Source organism: Kitasatospora sp. NPDC002522 (genome assembly GCF_053595195.1).
Genome location: NZ_JBSFXE010000058.1, coordinates 1 through 15919 on the forward strand (window position 1 = coordinate 1; position 15919 = coordinate 15919).

Sequence of the window (15919 nt, forward strand, 5' to 3'; positions counted from 1 at the left end):
ACCGTCGGGGCGGGGCGGCGCCCGGGGGGGGCCGCGGGGGGGGGGGGGGGGCGCCGCGCGTCCGTCAGCGCCCCGCCGCCCGCGCCGACGGTCAGCCGAACGCGGCCTCGATCCGGGTGGTGTCGACCCGGTACGGGGCCGGGTCGCGCTCCAGCCCGGTGTCGTGCAGCAGTTCCTCGGTGACGGCGTTGCGGTTGGTGTCGCCGAGCACCGTCTCCTTGGCGACGCCCAGCGCGGAGCGCCCGGCCGCCGCGAAGGCGCCCTTCACGGTGCCGTCGCCGCGCTCCGCGCCGTCGTCCAGGCCGAGGGCGCTGCTGAACGCGTCCTCGGCCTTGCCGGTGACGAACTCGTCGCCCTGCCGGACGGCCTGACGCACCGCGAAGTCCTTCAGGCCGGAGCCGACGCCGTCCAGCGAGCGGTTCCGGAAGGCGTCGCCGGCCAGCTTGCCGAGGCCGTCGCCGCCCTCCTCGAAGTCGCGCAGGCCCTGGACGGCGGTCTTCACCTCCTTGACCTTGGCGAGCGCGCTGCGGGCGGTCTGCAGGTTCTTCACCGCCTTGACGGCGCTGCCGAGTTCCTTCAGCGCCTTGAGCAACTCCTCGAGCTTCTGGGCCAGTTCGGTGGAGACCCGGGCCACCCGGGCGACGAAGACGGTGATCTCCGCCTCGGTGATCAGCGCGTCGGCGATCAGACCGATGCCCGCGGTGACCACCGCGATCACCGCCTCGGCGGCGAGCGAGGCGATCAGCGCCTCGATCGCCTCGCTGATGATCTCTACCACCATGCCCTCGGCCGCCGCGCACTCCTGCGCCGCCGAGTTGATGATCTGCGCGGTCTGCCGCATGCCCTCGGCGGTCTGGTCGAGCGCGTCGGCGACCTCGCCCATGTGCCCGCCGAAGGAGTCGCTGGCCTGGCCCTCCCAGGCCTGGGAGACCGGCACCGCGCCGCCGCGCAGCTCGGCCGCGACCTGCTGGACGGCGCCCGCCTGCGCCTGCCACTCCTCGGCGGCGGCGTTCAGCTCGGCCAGGTTGCCGGTGACCTTCTCCAGCATCTCGATCAGGCCGGACTCCTTCAGCGCGTACTCGACCGCCTCGTCGAGCATCCCGCCGAGACCGCCGCGCGACGGGTGCTCGGCCGGCTGGAGCTGGTCCATCGCCTGCTGGACCTGGGCGTGCGCCCAGTCGTACGCGGAACTGCCGCCGCCGTACGGCTGCACGTCGCGGCGGGCCAGGGTGGAGCTCATCCCCCCGTCCGAGCCGGTCGTCGCGCCGGAGCCGACCGGGCCGCCGGCGAAGCCGGGGTCGGGGACGTCGCCCTGCGCGTCGAAGTCCGCGTCCGGGTCCTCGCCGCCGGGCTCCGCGCCGTCGGTCGGCGGGAGGCCGTCGAGCCCGGTCGGGGCCTCGCCGCCGCCGGGTTCGGGCTCCTGCTGCCCGCCGGAGCCGAACACCTTCTCCCCCGCCCAGTCGCCGGCGTGCTCGCCGAGCGAGCCGCCCGCGGACTCCGCGCCGCTGCGCAGCGCGCCCTTCCACCAGGACTCGCGCGGGTCGGCGGCGTCGCCGCCGTCCGCGGGGTCGGTGCCCGGGTCGGCGCCGGGCGACGGCGTGCGGCCCTGCGGGTCGTGGCCGGGCCGCGCGGCCCCGCCGGGGTCGCCGCCCTGGTGGCCGGTGGAGCCGGGGGTGTGGGCGGGCGGCGCCGGGTCCGGGGTGTGGACGGGGACCCGCGGGTCGGGCCCGTGCGGCGCCGACGGCCGCGAACCGGAGCCGTGGGAACCGGAGTTGTGCGAGCCGGAGTGCGAGTGCGAACCGCGCGACATCAGTTGCCACCGCCCAGGCCGGCGCTGAGCTGCTGCTCGTGGTCGGTGTAGGTCTGCGCGACGTGGGCCAGGCCGTCCGAGGTGCCGGTGACGGCCTCGCCGAGGTCGCCGAGGTTCTGCCGGCTGGCGCTGGCGTGCTCCTGGTAGGCCGACGCCAGGTGCTGGGCGTTCGGCAGGTGTCCGAAGGCGTCGGACGAGATGGTGATGGCGGCGGTGGCCGCCGCGATCCGGCTCAGTTGCTCGGACTGCTCGGCGAGCAGTTGCGAATACCGGTCGAGTGCTTCGGGTTCCACCCGAAATCCGCTGTCCCCCATGGCAGTTGCCCTTCCTCGGCGACCGTCTTGACCAAGAATCCGCCATGCTACTGATCTTCATGCAAAGCATTCGCAAACTGGTTCGCCCGCGGATCGCCGCGAACCCGTGACGCGTCGCCCGGCGGAGCGCCACAATGGCGGCGGACCGAGGGGGTTGGCGTGACGAAGCGGCAGAAGGCGGCGCTGGCCGCGGTGGTGGCGGCGTTGGCGGTGGTCGCGGCTTCGGTGCTGCTGTGGCCGGAGCCCGCGCACCGGCAGGCGGCTCCCCCGCCGCCGTCCCCCAGCGCCTCGCCGAGTCCGTCGCCCTCGCCGTCCCCGAGCAGGCAGCTGCCGTACCCGTTCTTCACGCCGGGCACCTGCCTGGACCACCCGCAGCTCTCCGAGGTGATCGCCAAGGCCGAGGCCCGGCCCTGCGACCAGCCGCACGACGGCGAGGCGATCGCCGACGTGGTGCTGCCGGACGGGCTGACCAGCGACACCGCGATCGGCCGGGCGATGCGCGAGCTGTGCCAGGCGCCGCTGGCCGCGGCCGAGCAGCGGCAGGGCGGCGGCGGTCCGTACTACGGCTTCCCGATCGGCCCCTACCTGCAGTACTACCAGCAGGGCATGCACGACGCGACGTGCACGCTGACCGCCAGCAGCAGGCAGCACGGGACGAAGCTGACCGCCCCTCTGCGCTAGACCTGCGGTCGGCGGGGCCGGTCTGACGACTCGGTCGGATCTCCAGCCATCTCCACCAGCCCCGAGGGAGTTGAAGGGGGCGGGGAGAATGGGGCAGACCGCCCGGCGGGAGTTTCCGGCGAGGGCCTAGGGTGTGGCCATGTCGAGCCACGCCCGGGCTGAGCGCGCCCGTCTTGCCGAACTGCTGTCCGCTGCCGGGCCGGAGGCGCCCACGCTGTGCGCGGGCTGGACCACCAGGGACCTGGCCGCGCACCTGGTGGTGCGCGAGGCCCGGCCGGACGCCGCCGCCGGAATCCGGCTGCGCGCGCTCGCCGGGCACACCGAGAAGGTGCAGAACCGCTACGCGGCCCGCCCGTTCGAGGAGCTGGTGCGGGTCTTCCGGTCCGGCCCGCCGACCCTGTCGCCGTTCCGGCTGCCCGGGGCCGACGCCGCCGCCAACCTGGTCGAGTACTTCGTGCACGCCGAGGACGTCCGCCGCGCGGTGCCGTTCGAGCCCGAGCCGGTGGACCCGGCGCTCGCCGAGGCGCTGTGGAAGCGGGTGCCGGTGGTGGCCAGGTTCTCCGACGCCCGCTCGCCGGTCACCCTGCAGCTGCGCCACCCGGACGGCCGGATGGTGACGTTCCGCCAGGGCGCGGGCGAGGGCCCGGCGGTCACCGTCACCGGGGAGCCCGGCGAGCTGGTGCTCTTCCTGTCCGGGCGCGGCGCCAAGGCCGCGGTGGAGGCGAGCGGCGACCCGGAGGCGGTGGCGCGGGTCGCCGCGGCCCTCCCGCTGCCCGGAAACTGACGACGCGTCCGCCCGACCTGACGACGCGTCGGCCCGACCCCGCGACACGTCGGGGCGGGCCGACGGCGCGTCGGCCGGATTCGTCACACCGGTGTGCCAGCCTGGCGGTGGCCTTCCCGTCCCCGCCCGAAGGAGCAGCACGCCCATGGTCAGCACCGACTTCTGGCTCGGCTCGCCCAACTGGATCGACCTCGGCAGCCCGGACACCGCCGAATCGGCGCTGTTCTACGGCTCGGTGTTCGGCTGGACCCTCCGGTCCGCCGGGCCGGAGTCCGGCGGCTACGGCTTCTTCCAGCAGGACGGGAGGACGGTGGCCGCGGTCGGCCCGCTCACCGAGGAGGAGGCGCTGCCCGCCTGGACGGTGTACTTCCGCGTCGCCGACGCCGACGCCACCGCCAAGGCCGCCGACCAGCTCGGCGGCACCGTCCGCACCGAGCCGGCGGACGTCTTCACCGCCGGGCGGTTCGCCCAGCTGACCGACCCGACCGGCGGGCAGTTCGCGATCTGGCAGTCCGGCGACACCGTGGGCCTGGACGCGGTCGGCGGGGACGGCGGGCTGTGCTGGGCGGAGCTGCACACCTCGGACATCCCGGCCGCGCTGCGCTTCTACCAGGGCCTGTTCGACTGGCGGACCCGGGACTCCGGGGTGGCCGACGTCGACTACACCGTGCTGCGCACCGCCGAGGGCGCGGACGAGTTCGCGGCCTCGTTCGGCGGGGTGGCGGGCGTCCACCCGCGGGTCAACGTGGGCTGGCTGGTGCACTTCGCGGTCGCCGACGCGTTGCTGACCACCGATCAGGTCCGGCAGTCCGGCGGCAGCGTCGTGGTGCCGCCGGAGCAGGTGCCGACGGTGGGCCGGATCGCGGTGCTGGCCGACCCGTTCGGCGCGCAGTTCGCCATCCTGGAGCCGGAGCCCCGGCAGCGGTAGGACGACGCGCGGCGGGTGCGCCCCGGGTCGGGGCGCACCCGCGGTGACGTGCCGTCAGCGCACCGGGTGCCCGGTGGCCCGCAGCTCGTCCTTGACCTGGCCGATCGTCAGGTCGCCGAAGTGGAAGACGCTGGCGGCGAGCACCGCGTCCGCACCGGCGTCGACGGCGGGGGCGAAGTCGGCGAGCTTGCCCGCGCCACCGGAGGCGATCACCGGGACGGCCACGGCCTTGCGCGCGGCGGTGATCATCTCCAGGTCGTAGCCGTCCTTGGTGCCGTCGGCGTCCATCGAGTTGAGCAGGATCTCGCCGGCGCCGAGCTCGGCGGCCCGGGCCGCCCACTCGATGGCGTCCAGGCCGGTGCCGCGGCGGCCGCCGTGGGTGGTGACCTCGAAGCCGGAGGCGGTCTCGGTGCCCTCGGCGCAGCGCCGGGCGTCCACCGACAGCACCAGCACCTGGCGGCCGAAGCGCTGGGCGATCTCGCGGATCAGCTCGGGCCGGGCGATCGCCGCGGTGTTGACGCCGACCTTGTCGGCGCCCGCGCGCAGCAGCCGGTCGACGTCCTCGACGGTGCGCACCCCGCCGCCGACGGTGAGCGGGATGAACACCTGCTCGGCGGTGCGGCGCACCACGTCGTAGGTGGTCTCCCGGGAGCCCGACGAGGCGGTGATGTCGAGGAAGGTCAACTCGTCGGCGCCCTGGGCGTCGTAGAGCTTGGCGAGTTCGACCGGGTCGCCGGCGTCGCGCAGGTTCTGGAAGTTGACGCCCTTGACGACGCGTCCGGCGTCCACGTCCAGGCAGGGGATCACGCGTACTGCGAGGGTCACGGCTGGGTGCCTTCCAAAGTGCGGGCGAGGCCGGGGCGGTAGGCCTCGACCTCGACCTCGACCATCATCCGGGAGTCGATCAGGCCCTGGACCACCACGATGGTGGTGACCGGGCGGACCTGGTCGAAGACTTCCTTGTGGGCGCGGCCGGCCTCGTCGCAGTCCCGGACGTGGGTGAGGTACATCCGGGTGCGGACCACGTCGGCCACGGTGAGTCCGTAGTGGTCGAGCGCGTCGAAGGCCATCTTGAAGGCGGCGATCGACTGCTCGAACGGGTCGCCCTCGGCCTGGACGATCCCCTTGTCGTAGGCGGTGCAGCCCGAGACCAGGACGAAGTCCCCGGCCGCCACCGCCCGGGAGAATCCGTACTGGTCCTCGAAGGGGGACGTTCCGGAGTGACGGGCGGCGGCCACCGGGGTTTCGTCGGTCATCGGGACACAGCCTCCAGGGCCTCTTCGAGGGTGAACTTCTGCTCGTAGAGGGCCTTGCCGACGATCGAACCCTCGACGCCCTCCGGCACCAGGGTGGCGATCGCCCGCAGGTCGTCCAGCGACGACACGCCGCCGGAGGCCACCACCGGGCGGTCGGTGGCGGCGCAGACGTCGCGCAGCAGCTGCAGGTTGGGGCCGGTCAGGGTGCCGTCGCGGTTGACGTCGGTGACCACGTAGCGGGCGCAGCCCTCGGCGTCCAGGCGGGCCAGCACGTCGTACAGCTGGCCGCCGTCGCGGGTCCAGCCGCGGCCGCGCAGGGTGGTGCCGACCACGTCCAGGCCGACGGCGATCTTGTCGCCGTGCTCGGCGATCACCTTGGCCACCCACTCGGGGGTCTCCAGCGCGGCGGTGCCCAGGTTGACCCGGGTGCAGCCGGTGGCGAGGGCGGCGGCCAGCGAGGCGTCGTCGCGGATGCCGCCGGACAGCTCGACCTTGATGTCGAGCCGGCCGGTGACCTCGGCGAGCAGCTCGCGGTTGCTGCCGGTGCCGAACGCGGCGTCCAGGTCGACCAGGTGCAGCCACTCGGCGCCGGCGTTCTGCCAGGCCAGGGCGGCGGCCAGCGGCTCACCGAAGGACGTCTCGGTGCCGGAGGCGCCCTTGACCAGGCGGACCGCCTGGCCGTCGCGGACGTCGACGGCGGGCAGCAGTTCGAGGCGCTTGCTCATATCTGATGGACTCTCAGCTCGTCAGAGGGTGTCGACCCAGTTGGTCAGCAGGGCGGCGCCGGCGTCGCCGGACTTCTCGGGGTGGAACTGGGTGGCCCACAGCGGACCGTTCTCCACGGCGGCGACGAACGGCTGCCCGTGGGTGGCCCAGGTGACCAGCGGCGGCCGCAGCTTCTCGGCGTGCTGCTCCAGGACCCAGTGCCGCACCCCGTAGGAGTGCACGAAGTAGAACCGGGTGTCGGCGTCGAGGCCGGCGAACATCCGGCTGCCCTCGGGCGCGTCCACGGTGTTCCAGCCCATGTGCGGCACGATCGGGGCGTCCAGCGGCTCGACCACGCCGGGCCACTCGTCGCAGCCCGCGGTCTCCACGCCGTGCTCGACGCCCTTCTCGAACAGGATCTGCATGCCGACGCAGATCCCCAGCACCGGCCGCCCGCCGGCCAGCCGGCGGCCGATCACCTGCTCGCCGCGGACCGCCTTCAGTCCGCGCATGCACGCCTCGAAGGCGCCCACGCCGGGGACCAGCAGCCCGTCGGCGTCGAGCGCCTGCTGGAAGTTCGAGGTGACGGTGACGTTCGCGCCGGTCCGCTCGACCGCGCGCTGCGCCGAGCGCAGGTTGCCGGACCCGTAGTCCAGCACCACGACGTTCTTGGACATCTCGCGGCCTCCTAGTAGCGCATGATGCCGGCGGCCAGGCACATGGCCGAGGCGAAGCCGAGGACGAGGATGACGCTCTTCGGCTTCTCCTGCTTCCAGAACGTCCAGACGCCGGTGGCGAAGAAGATCCCGAGGAAGATCAGGACCGTCGCCATCAGAGCGCGCCCTTGGTGGACGGGAGGATGCCGGCCGCGCGCACGTCGCGCTCGGAGGCGTAGCGCAGCGCCCGGGCCAGCGCCTTGAACTGGCACTCCACGATGTGGTGGGCGTTGCGGCCGTACGGCACGTGCACGTGCAGGGCGATCTGCGCCTGCGCCACGAAGGACTCCAGGATGTGCCGGGTCATCGTGGTGTCGTACGAGCCGATCATCGGGGCCATGCCGTCCGGCTCGGTGTGCACCAGGTACGGGCGGCCGGACAGGTCGACGGTCACCTGGGCCAGCGACTCGTCCAGCGGCACGGTGCAGTTGCCGAAGCGGTAGATGCCGACCTTGTCGCCGAGCGCCTGCTTGAAGGCGGCGCCGAGCGCGAGGGCGGTGTCCTCGATGGTGTGGTGGGTGTCGATGTGCAGGTCGCCCTCGGTCTTGACGGTGAGGTCGAAGAGACCGTGGCGGCCCAGCTGGTCGAGCATGTGGTCGTAGAACCCGACGCCCGTGGAGACGTCCGTCTTTCCGGTTCCGTCGAGGTCGATCTCGACCAGGACGGAGGTCTCCTTGGTGGTGCGTTCGACGCGGCCGATACGGGACATGCGGGGTTACAGCTCCTTGGTTGCTTGCGACACGGCGCTCAGGAAGGCGTCGTTCTCGGCGGGGGTGCCGGCGGTGACGCGCAGCCAGCCGGGCACGCCGTTGTCGCGGATCAGCACGCCCTGGTCGAGGATCGCCCGCCACACCGCGTGGGTGTCGGCGAAGCGGCCGAACTGGATGAAGTTGGCGTCGGAGTCGGTCACTTCGAGGCCGAGCCCGCGCAGCGCGAGGACCAGGCGGTCGCGCTCGGACTTGAGCTGCGCGACGTAGCCGAGCAGGGTGTCGGTGTGCTCCAGGCAGGCCAGCGCGGTGGCCTGGGTGACCGCCGACAGGTGGTACGGCAGCCGGACCAGCTGGACCGCGTCCACCACCGCGGCGTCCGCCGCCAGGTAGCCGAGCCGCAGCCCGGCCGCGCCGAACGCCTTCGACATGGTCCGGGTGACCACCAGGTTGGGGCGGCCCGCCAGCAGCGGCAGCAGCGAGGCGCGGTGCGAGAACTCCACGTACGCCTCGTCGACGATCACCATGCTGGGCCCGGCCGCCTGCGCGGCCTCGTACAGCGCGAGCACGGTGTCGGCCTCGACCGCGGTGCCGGTCGGGTTGTTCGGCGAGCAGACGAACACCACGTTGGGCCGCAGCTCGGCGATGGCCCGGCGGGCGGCGTCCAGGTCGATGGTGAAGTCGTCGTCTCGCGGGCCGGAGACCCACTCGGTGCCGGTGCCGCGGGCGATCAGCGCGTGCATCGAGTACGAGGGCTCGAAGCCGATCGCGGTGCGGCCGGGCCCGCCGAAGGTCTGCAGCAGCTGCTGCAGCACCTCGTTGGAGCCGTTGGCGGCCCACACCTGGTCCTTCGTCACCCCGAAGCCGGTGGTGGAGCTCAGGTACGCCGCCAGGCCGGTGCGCAGCTCCACCGCGTCGCGGTCCGGGTAGCGGTTGAGCTGCCGGGCGGCGTCGGCGACCCGCTCGGCGATCCGGGCCACCAGCGGCTCGGGCAGCGGGTACGGGTTCTCGTTGGTGTTCAGCTGGACGGGCACGTCCAACTGCGGTGCGCCGTACGGGGACTGGCCGCGCAGCTCGTCCCGGATGGGGAGGTCGTCGATCTTCGTCACGAGCTGGGGACACTCCACTCGAATCGGGCCTTGATCGCGTCGCCGTGACCGGGCAGGTCCTCGGCCTCGGACAGGGTGACCACGTGCGCGGCGATCCCGGCCAGCGCCTCGCGGTCGTACTCCACCACCTGCACGCCGCGCAGGAAGGTCTGCACCGACAGACCGGACGAGTGGCAGGCGCACCCGCCGGTCGGCAGCACGTGGTTGGAGCCGGCCGCGTAGTCGCCCAGCGAGACCGGCGTGAACCGGCCGAGGAAGATCGCGCCGGCGTTGCGCACCCGCTCGGACACGGCGTGCGGGTCGGCGGTCTGGATCTCCAGGTGCTCGGCGGCGTACGCGTTGACCACCTCCAGGCCCTGGTCCAGGTCGTCGACCAGGATGATCCCGGACTGCGGGCCGCCCAGCGCCTCGGCCACCCGCTCGGCGTGCCGGGTGCGGGCGACCTGGGTCTTCAGCTCGGCCTCGACCGCGTCGGCCAGCTCGACCGAGGCGGTGACCAGCACCGAGCCGGAGGTCGGGCCGTGCTCGGCCTGGCTGATCAGGTCGGCGGCGACCTCGACGGCGTCCGCGGTGCCGTCCGCTAGCACCATGATCTCGGTCGGGCCGGCCTCCGAGTCGATGCCGATCCGGCCCGCGAACAGCCGCTTGGCGGCCGCCACGTAGATGTTGCCGGGGCCGGTGACCAGGTTGACCGGCGCGCACTCCTCGGTGCCCAGCGCGAACATCGCCACCGCCTGGGCGCCGCCGACCGCGTACACCTCGTCGACGCCGAGCAGCGCGCAGGCCGCCAGGATGGTCGGGTGCACCCGGCCGCCGAAGGCCTTCTGCGGCGGCGAGGAGACGGCGATGCCGGTCACCCCGGCCTCCTGCGCGGGCACCACGTTCATCACCACGGAGGACGGGTAGACCGCCAGGCCGCCGGGCACGTACAGGCCGACCCGGTCGACCGGCACCCAGCGCTGGGTCACCGTGCCGCCGGGCACCACCTGCGTGGTGTGGCCGGCGCGGCGCTGGTCGCCGTGGACGGCGCGGGCCCGGCGGATCGACTCCTCCAGCGCGGCGCGCACCTTCGGGTCCAGCTGCTCCAGCGCCTCGGCGATCTGCGCGGCCGGCACCCGGGTGGACTCCAGCCGGACCCCGTCGAAGCGCTCGGTGATCTCGATCAGCGCCGCGACCCCGCGATGGCGCACGTCCTCCGCGATCGGCCGCACCTTCTCCAGGGCGGCCTCGACGTCGAACTCGGCACGGGGCAGCACGTCGCGCGGGTCCACCTGGGAGCCGCGCAGGTCGATTCGAGAGATCACAGGGCCAAGTGTAAGGAGTGGCTGAAACCGGCATCCGGGCATTTCAGTCCGTGATACGAAGGGTGAGACAGTTCAAGATCGTCGGGGCGGGATCGTCGGGGGAGGCACGGTGGAGCAGGCGCCGGAGGAGTGGAGCGAGGCCGAGCGGGGCCTGTGGGAGGCGTTCCGCAGCGGTGAGGTGTACGACCTGCGCACCGAGCAGCCGCGCCGCGCCGCCCGGCTCTACCTGCCCGCCCCGGCCGGCGAGGCCGTCCGGCCCGACGGCGCGGCGGACGGCCCGGACGACCCGTTCGCCGCCGAGGCGTGGGGTCCCGAGCGCACCGTCCGCGCCGAGGTGATCGCCCGCCTGCTGCTGGCCGGCCCGCCGGCCCGCCCCGGCCGGGTCACCTCGCTCAAGCTCACCGGCGCCGCGATCACCGGACAGCTCAGGCTGGCCGGCGGCCGGATCGACAGCTACGTGGAGTTCCAGCTCTGCCGGTTCGACGGCAAGGTGCTGATCTCCGAGGCCTCGATCGGCACCCTGCGGCTGGTCTCCTGCCACGTCCCGCGGATCGAGGCCTCCCGGCTGGCCAGCGACGGCGACGTGCACCTCGCCCGCTGCGGGATACCCGGCGGCATCCGGCTCACCGACGCCCGGATCGGCACCGACCTGCTGCTCAACCAGAGCGCCGTCGGCCCCGACCTGTACGGCCGCGCGGTCTCCGCCGACGGGATGACCGTCAACCAGGACGTCGAGGCCGAACGCCTCGAGCTGCAGGGCGAGTTGAGCCTCCGATCGGCCCGCATCGGCGGCCGCCTGGCCCTCCGCGGCGCCCAGCTGCGGGCCGCCGCCGGCAACCCCAACGCGCTCGACGCCGCCCGGATCAGCGTCGGCCACACCCTGTACCTGGCCAGCTCCGAGGACGCCGGCTGGACCGGCTCGCGCTCCGTGTACGGCTCCGGCTACGGCGAGCCCGTGAACACCGCCGACAACCGGGCCACCAGCTACACCCCGTTCCGCGCCTGGGGCCGGATCCGGCTCTCCGACGCGCGCTTCGAGAACGCCTGCCTGATCTCCCTCGCCGAGTTCCACCTCGGCCCCGGCGAGGAACTCGCGCTCAGCCGGATCCAGTCCCCCGAACTCCGCTTCACCTGCGTCACCCCGCCGACCGGGCCGGTCTCGCTCAGCCGCGCCCGGATCGGCAACCTGATCGACACCCCGGGCAGCTGGCCCACCGCCCACCACGTCTCGCTCACCGGCTTCACCTACGAGGCCCTCCGCCCCGCCGAGGACTTCCCGCTGGAGCGCCGGATCGCCTGGGTCGACTCCGGCAAGGAGTTCCGGCCCGAGGCGTACGAGCAGCTCGCCGCCGCACTGCGCCGTGACGGCGCCGACGAGGACGCCCGCACCGTGCTGCACGCCAAGCAGCGCCGCCGCCGGCGCACCCTCCCGCTGCCCGGCCGGATCTGGGGTCACCTCCAGGACGTCGCGGTCGGCTACGGCTACCGGCCCGGCCGGGCCGCCGCCTGGCTGGTCCTCGCCTGGGCGCTCGGCACCGCGTACTTCGCCGACCACCCGCCCGAGCCGCTCAAGGCCGACGAGGTCCCCACCTGGAACGCCGCGCTGTACGCCGCGAGCAAGGTGCTGCCGCTGGTCGACCTCGGCCAGTCCGGCTGGAACCCCGACCGCACCGGCCAGTGGGTCGCCGCGGCGCTCGTGCTCACCGGCTGGGTGCTCGCCACCACCGCCGTGGCCGGCGTCACCCGGCTGCTCCAGCGCAGCTGACCGCCCGCCCCCGGGCAAAGTCCGGCGCGGGGGCGGCCCCGTGCCAACTACGCTGTCCGCCGTGACTGATCGGCTGCCGCTCTTCCCCCTCAACACGGTCCTCTACCCGGGCCTGGTCCTGCCGCTGCACGTCTTCGAGGAGCGCTACCGCCGGCTGGTCGCCGACCTGCAGAAGCAGCCCGAGGACGAGCCGCGGCGCTTCGGCGTGATCGCCGTGAAGGACGGCCGCGAGGTCGCCCCCGTCCGCGAACTCGACGCCCCCGCAGGCCCGTTGGACGGCATCGGCACCCCCGGCGGCGACCCCATGGACGCCCTGTACGCGGTCGGCTGCGTCGCCGACGTCGCCAACATCCGGGAGCAGCCCGAGGGCCGCTACGAGCTGCTCGTCACCGGCACCACCCGGTTCCGGCTGCGCGCCCTCGACGCCACCGGCCCCTACCTGGTCGGCGACGTCTCGGTCCTGCCCGAGCAGCCCGGCGAAGGCTCGGGCGCCCTCGCCTCCGGCGTCGAACGGGTCTTCCGCACCTACCAGAAGCGCATCGCCGGCGCCCGCGAGGCCAGCCTCACCGGCGACCAGACCCTCCCCGACGACCCGCAGGTGCTCTCCTACCTGGTCGCCGCCGCCACCGTGCTGCCGGTGTCCGTCAAGCAGGAACTCCTCGCCTGCCCCGACACCGCCCAGCGGCTCGCCCGCGAGCTCGAACTGCTCCGCCACGAGACCGCGGTGATCGCCAAGCTCCCCTCGCTGCCCGCCGCCGACCTCACCCGGCAGGCGTTCAGCCCCAACTAGGAGGCCCCTCCCGATGCCGAAGAAGAAGCGCGGCCCGGCCGGCACCCCTGCCCTGCTGAGGCTGGAGCAGGCCGCCGTACCGCACACGGTGCACTACTACGAGGTGACCCAGCACGGCACCGGCGCGGGCTGGGGCGAGGAGGCCGCCGACTCGATGGGCGTCCCCCGGGAGCGGGTGTTCAAGACCCTGCTCGCCGACCTGGACGGCACGCTCGCGGTCGGGGTGGTCCCGGTCTCCGGCCAGCTCGACCTCAAGGCGTTGGCGGCCGCGCTCGGCGCCAAGCGGGCCGCGCTGGCCGACCCCGCGGCGGCCGAGCGCGCCACCGGCTACGTCCTCGGCGGTATCTCCCCGCTCGGCCAGCGCACCGCGCTGCGCACGGTGGTCGACGATTCCGCCCTCGGCCACGCGACGGTCTTCGTCTCGGCGGGCCGCCGCGGCCTGGAGGTGGAGCTCGCCCCTGCCGACCTGGTGCGGCTGACGGGGGCGCGGACGGCGGAGATCGGCCGGGGCTGAACCCCGCCGCCTGCTCCGCCGTCGCCTACTCGCCCGCCGGCTTCTCCCCCGCGGGCGGCGGCAGCGGGGGAAGTGTGGTCGCCCAGTACGGCGGCAGGTCGGGTTCGCGCTTGCCGAACGCCGCGGAGAGGGCCAGCAGCAGGACGGTCGCCGCCATCGGCCAGACCAGCAGCGCGCCGTGTGCGGAGAGCTGCAGGGGGCCGTCGAAGCGGCCGCCGTCGCCGACGGCGAGGGCGTGCGCGCGGAGGTCACTGGTGGGGCCGAGCCGGATGCCGAGCTGCCAGCCGATGACCGAGCCGGCCAGGCCGCCGAGGACCAGGCCGACGGCGACCGCGATGCCGCCGCCGCGGGCGCGGGTCAGCAGGAAGGAGACCAGCGCGGTGAGGATGCCGAAGCCGAGGCCGAGCAGGGCGAAGACGGCGTCGGCGGCGATGCCCTCCTCGCCTTCCGGGTCCAGGTACAGGATCCGGTTGCCCTGGACCTGGAAGCCGATCCGGGGGGCCAGCCAGAGCCACAGGTAGCCGAGCAGGACGCCGAGGACCGCGCCGGCGACGGTGATGAGCGCGCCGATCCCCAGCTCGGGCCCGAGGGGCCGTCGCGGGGCGCGGACGGGCGGCTGCGGCGGGAAGTGCGGCGGGGCGAACGGGTCCGGCCCGGGGGTGCTACCCGCAGGTGTGTTCGGTACGGTCACGGCCCCATCGTTTCACGACCGCCCCCGCAGGTGTCGATCTCCGCCCGGGAAGGTCAGCGGGCGGCCCGCCGGTAGGCCCAGGTGGCGAGGGTGAGGGAGGCCAGGCCGACCGCGCCGCACACCCCGAGGTCGAGGAGCACCCGGGCCCAGTCCGGGTCGGGCGCGAAGGTCAGCGCGAAGGCGTCGACGCCGTAGCTGGACGGCAGCAGGTCGCGCAGCCACTGCACCGCGCCGGGCAGCCGGGAGGCCGGCAGGACGCCCAGCAGCAGCGCCGCGGACATGCCCAACTGCCCGGCCAGCGTGGCGAGTTCCTGCCGCGGGGCGAGCAGCCCGAGGGCCGCCCCGAGCCCGGCCAGCGCGGCCCCGGCCAGCGGGATCACCGCCGCGAGGACCCAGAGCCGACCCATCGGCAGGTCGAACAGCCAGCAGCCCGCCCCGGCGGTGACGAACACCCCGGGCACCGTGAACGAGGCGTACGCGCCGGCGGTGCCGAGCACCACGGAGGCGGGCGGCACCGGGAGCGTCGCGTAGTGGTCGAGGCCGCCGGTCGCCCGCAGTCGGCCGAAGTACTGCGCGAGCAGGTTGAGCGCGACGAAGGCCACCACCAGGACCGCCGAGCCCGCCACCACGGCGTGCGCGGACGGGTTGTCGCCGGGGTCGACCACGCCGCGCATCATCACCAGGATGCCGATGGACTGGAAGGTCGCGACGAACAGCAGCGGGATCCGGGCCACCTTGGCGCGGGCCAGCTGGGCCCGGTAGACCGCGGCCAGCGCGGGCAGCAGCCGGGCGGCGGGGGCGAGCGGCACGGGCCCGGTCGCGGCGGCGGTCGCCGCGGGCGCGTCGAGCAGGGTCATCGGGCGAGGCCTCCGGTCCGGCCGCCGAGCCGGAGGTAGGCGTCCTCCAGGGTGGGGGTGGCGAGGGTGAAGTCGTCGAGCGCGGCGAAGGCGGGGCCGGTGGTGACGGCGGCGACCAGTTCGCGGGCCTCGTCGGGGGTGGTGCGCAGCGTCCAGCGGCGGCCGGTGCGCTCGGCGCGGTCGGCCAGTGCGGCGACTGCGGGGACGCCGAGCGGGGCGTCGGTGCGCCACACCAGGTCGAGCCGGACGTCGCCGTCGACCAGCGCCTTGAGCCCGCCGGGGGTGTCGCAGGCGATCACCCGGCCGCGGTCGACCACGGCGACCCGGTCCAGCACGGTCTCCGCCTCGATGACGTTGTGGGTGACCAGCAGCACGGTGGTGCCGCGTTCGGCGCGGCGGCGGTCGACGGCGCTCCACACGGCGCGCCGGGCGACCGGATCCATGCCGGTGGTGGGTTCGTCCAGCACCAGCAGCGGGCGCTCGCCGACCAGCACGGCGGCGAAGCAGGCCAGCCGGCGCTGGCCGCCGGAGAGCTTGGCGAGCGGGCGGTGGGCGAGCGGCTCCAGGCCGAGCTCGGCGATCACCTCGGCGCTCTCGGCGCGGGCGGCGGAGCGGGTCAGCCCGCGCAGCCGTCCGGTGGTCTCGGCGGCCAGCGCGACGGTGAGCTCGTCGAGGGCGCTGGACTCCTGGCCGAGGTAGCCGAGCAGCCGGGCGGCGCGTTCGGGGTGCCGGACCAGGTCGTGGCCGAACAGGTCGATGCGGCCGGCGTCGGGGCGGAGCAGGCCGGTGAGCTGGCGGACCAGGGTGGACTTCCCGGCGCCGTTGGGTCCGAGCAGGCCGAAGATCTCACCGCGCCGGACGGCGAGGTCGATGCCGTCGTTGGCGCGGACCTCCGCACCGCCCGTGCGGTAGGTCTTGACCAGGCCGCTGACCGTGCAGCAGCTCTGCGGTGCCTTGCTCACGACGGAAGACTCTACGCGCCGTAAAG

The 15919-nt window shown here is 74.4% G+C and carries 19 protein-coding genes; 6 read left to right on the forward strand and 13 right to left on the reverse strand.

Going from position 1 to position 15919, the window contains the following annotated elements:
- Positions 1 to 91 precede the first annotated feature (91 nt).
- Together ACWD4U_RS31795 and ACWD4U_RS31800 are read right to left on the reverse strand one after the other, a co-directional pair.
- Positions 92 to 1810, reverse strand: a complete 1719-nt coding sequence (locus ACWD4U_RS31795; protein ID WP_363453063.1) for a WXG100 family type VII secretion target — start codon at positions 1808 to 1810, stop codon at positions 92 to 94.
- A complete protein-coding gene (locus ACWD4U_RS31800) occupies positions 1810 to 2103 on the reverse strand; it encodes a hypothetical protein (RefSeq protein ID WP_363453065.1) in 294 nt (97 codons plus the stop codon). The genes ACWD4U_RS31795 and ACWD4U_RS31800 overlap by 1 nt, the downstream gene beginning before the upstream one ends.
- Before the next feature lie 180 nt (positions 2104 to 2283).
- On the opposite strand from ACWD4U_RS31800, the gene ACWD4U_RS31805 reads away from it, so the two are divergent.
- The 3 genes from ACWD4U_RS31805 to ACWD4U_RS31815 all read left to right on the forward strand — a co-directional run bounded on the left by ACWD4U_RS31805 (position 2284) and on the right by ACWD4U_RS31815 (position 4517).
- Positions 2284 to 2805 carry a hypothetical protein gene (locus ACWD4U_RS31805; protein WP_363453067.1) on the forward strand — a complete coding sequence of 174 codons (522 nt, stop codon included), beginning with the start codon at positions 2284 to 2286 and terminating at the stop codon, positions 2803 to 2805.
- A gap of 139 nt (positions 2806 to 2944) precedes the next feature.
- Complete coding sequence (locus tag ACWD4U_RS31810; protein WP_363453069.1) at positions 2945 to 3589, forward strand: TIGR03085 family metal-binding protein; 645 nt, start codon at positions 2945 to 2947, stop codon at positions 3587 to 3589.
- Positions 3590 to 3734: 145 nt separating this feature from the next.
- On the forward strand, positions 3735 to 4517 hold the full coding sequence (locus tag ACWD4U_RS31815; RefSeq protein ID WP_363453071.1) for a VOC family protein: 783 nt from the start codon (positions 3735 to 3737) through the stop codon (positions 4515 to 4517).
- 54 nt (positions 4518 to 4571) lie between these two features.
- Here ACWD4U_RS31815 and hisF read toward each other — a convergent pair whose 3' ends face one another.
- The 8 genes from hisF to hisD are packed head-to-tail and all read right to left on the reverse strand — an operon-like array spanning position 4572 to position 10314.
- Positions 4572 to 5342, reverse strand: coding sequence for an imidazole glycerol phosphate synthase subunit HisF (hisF, locus tag ACWD4U_RS31820; protein WP_363453073.1), 771 nt, complete (start codon positions 5340 to 5342; stop codon positions 4572 to 4574).
- On the reverse strand, positions 5339 to 5773 hold the full coding sequence (locus ACWD4U_RS31825) for a RidA family protein (RefSeq protein ID WP_363453075.1): 435 nt from the start codon (positions 5771 to 5773) through the stop codon (positions 5339 to 5341). Before ACWD4U_RS31825 ends, hisF begins: the two co-directional genes overlap by 4 nt.
- The gene (priA, locus tag ACWD4U_RS31830; protein WP_363453077.1) at positions 5770 to 6498 is read right to left on the reverse strand and encodes a bifunctional 1-(5-phosphoribosyl)-5-((5-phosphoribosylamino)methylideneamino)imidazole-4-carboxamide isomerase/phosphoribosylanthranilate isomerase PriA; all 729 of its coding nucleotides are present in this window, start codon (positions 6496 to 6498) and stop codon (positions 5770 to 5772) included. Before priA ends, ACWD4U_RS31825 begins: the two co-directional genes overlap by 4 nt.
- Positions 6499 to 6519: 21 nt before the next feature.
- On the reverse strand, positions 6520 to 7155 hold the full coding sequence (gene hisH / locus ACWD4U_RS31835) for an imidazole glycerol phosphate synthase subunit HisH (RefSeq protein ID WP_363453079.1): 636 nt from the start codon (positions 7153 to 7155) through the stop codon (positions 6520 to 6522).
- Between the two features lie 11 nt (positions 7156 to 7166).
- The gene (locus tag ACWD4U_RS31840) at positions 7167 to 7310 is read right to left on the reverse strand and encodes a hypothetical protein (protein ID WP_363453081.1); all 144 of its coding nucleotides are present in this window, start codon (positions 7308 to 7310) and stop codon (positions 7167 to 7169) included.
- The gene (gene hisB, locus ACWD4U_RS31845) at positions 7310 to 7903 is read right to left on the reverse strand and encodes an imidazoleglycerol-phosphate dehydratase HisB (protein ID WP_363453083.1); all 594 of its coding nucleotides are present in this window, start codon (positions 7901 to 7903) and stop codon (positions 7310 to 7312) included. Before hisB ends, ACWD4U_RS31840 begins: the two co-directional genes overlap by 1 nt.
- A gap of 6 nt (positions 7904 to 7909) precedes the next feature.
- Complete coding sequence (locus tag ACWD4U_RS31850) at positions 7910 to 9010, reverse strand: histidinol-phosphate transaminase (RefSeq protein ID WP_363453085.1); 1101 nt, start codon at positions 9008 to 9010, stop codon at positions 7910 to 7912.
- Positions 9007 to 10314, reverse strand: coding sequence for a histidinol dehydrogenase (gene hisD, locus ACWD4U_RS31855; RefSeq protein ID WP_363453087.1), 1308 nt, complete (start codon positions 10312 to 10314; stop codon positions 9007 to 9009). Before hisD ends, ACWD4U_RS31850 begins: the two co-directional genes overlap by 4 nt.
- A 109-nt stretch (positions 10315 to 10423) precedes the next feature.
- Between hisD and ACWD4U_RS31860 the strand changes: the two genes are divergently transcribed.
- From ACWD4U_RS31860 to ybaK, 3 genes are all read left to right on the forward strand, one after another.
- The gene (locus tag ACWD4U_RS31860; RefSeq protein ID WP_363453089.1) at positions 10424 to 12079 is read left to right on the forward strand and encodes an oxidoreductase; all 1656 of its coding nucleotides are present in this window, start codon (positions 10424 to 10426) and stop codon (positions 12077 to 12079) included.
- Between the two features lie 61 nt (positions 12080 to 12140).
- Entirely contained in the window at positions 12141 to 12869 is a 729-nt protein-coding gene (locus ACWD4U_RS31865; protein WP_363453091.1) for an LON peptidase substrate-binding domain-containing protein, read from the forward strand.
- Positions 12870 to 12882: 13 nt separating this feature from the next.
- The gene (gene ybaK, locus ACWD4U_RS31870; RefSeq protein ID WP_363453093.1) at positions 12883 to 13383 is read left to right on the forward strand and encodes a Cys-tRNA(Pro) deacylase; all 501 of its coding nucleotides are present in this window, start codon (positions 12883 to 12885) and stop codon (positions 13381 to 13383) included.
- Positions 13384 to 13408: 25 nt separating this feature from the next.
- Here the strand turns inward: ybaK and ACWD4U_RS31875 are convergent, their stop codons facing one another.
- The 3 genes from ACWD4U_RS31875 to ACWD4U_RS31885 are packed head-to-tail and all read right to left on the reverse strand — an operon-like array spanning position 13409 to position 15893.
- The gene (locus ACWD4U_RS31875) at positions 13409 to 14074 is read right to left on the reverse strand and encodes a DUF2567 domain-containing protein (RefSeq protein WP_363453095.1); all 666 of its coding nucleotides are present in this window, start codon (positions 14072 to 14074) and stop codon (positions 13409 to 13411) included.
- 53 nt (positions 14075 to 14127) lie between these two features.
- A complete protein-coding gene (locus ACWD4U_RS31880; protein ID WP_363453097.1) occupies positions 14128 to 14931 on the reverse strand; it encodes an ABC transporter permease in 804 nt (267 codons plus the stop codon).
- Positions 14928 to 15893 (reverse strand): ABC transporter ATP-binding protein, encoded by a 966-nt coding sequence (locus ACWD4U_RS31885; protein WP_449787368.1) that lies wholly within the window; start codon positions 15891 to 15893, stop codon positions 14928 to 14930. The genes ACWD4U_RS31880 and ACWD4U_RS31885 overlap by 4 nt, the downstream gene beginning before the upstream one ends.
- Between the last annotated feature and the right edge of the window lie 26 nt (positions 15894 to 15919).

Coding starts and splice junctions, on each gene's coding strand:
- ACWD4U_RS31795 (WP_363453063.1), bottom strand. CDS start 1,810: ATGTCGCGCGGTTCGCACTCGCACTCCGGCTCGCACAACTCCGGTTCC.
- ACWD4U_RS31810 (WP_363453069.1), top strand. CDS start 2,945: ATGTCGAGCCACGCCCGGGCTGAGCGCGCCCGTCTTGCCGAACTGCTG.
- ACWD4U_RS31815 (WP_363453071.1), top strand. CDS start 3,735: ATGGTCAGCACCGACTTCTGGCTCGGCTCGCCCAACTGGATCGACCTC.
- ACWD4U_RS31825 (WP_363453075.1), bottom strand. CDS start 5,773: ATGACCGACGAAACCCCGGTGGCCGCCGCCCGTCACTCCGGAACGTCC.
- priA (WP_363453077.1), bottom strand. CDS start 6,498: ATGAGCAAGCGCCTCGAACTGCTGCCCGCCGTCGACGTCCGCGACGGC.
- hisH (WP_363453079.1), bottom strand. CDS start 7,155: ATGTCCAAGAACGTCGTGGTGCTGGACTACGGGTCCGGCAACCTGCGC.
- ACWD4U_RS31840 (WP_363453081.1), bottom strand. CDS start 7,310: ATGGCGACGGTCCTGATCTTCCTCGGGATCTTCTTCGCCACCGGCGTC.
- hisB (WP_363453083.1), bottom strand. CDS start 7,903: ATGTCCCGTATCGGCCGCGTCGAACGCACCACCAAGGAGACCTCCGTC.
- ybaK (WP_363453093.1), top strand. CDS start 12,883: ATGCCGAAGAAGAAGCGCGGCCCGGCCGGCACCCCTGCCCTGCTGAGG.
- ACWD4U_RS31880 (WP_363453097.1), bottom strand. CDS start 14,931: ATGACCCTGCTCGACGCGCCCGCGGCGACCGCCGCCGCGACCGGGCCC.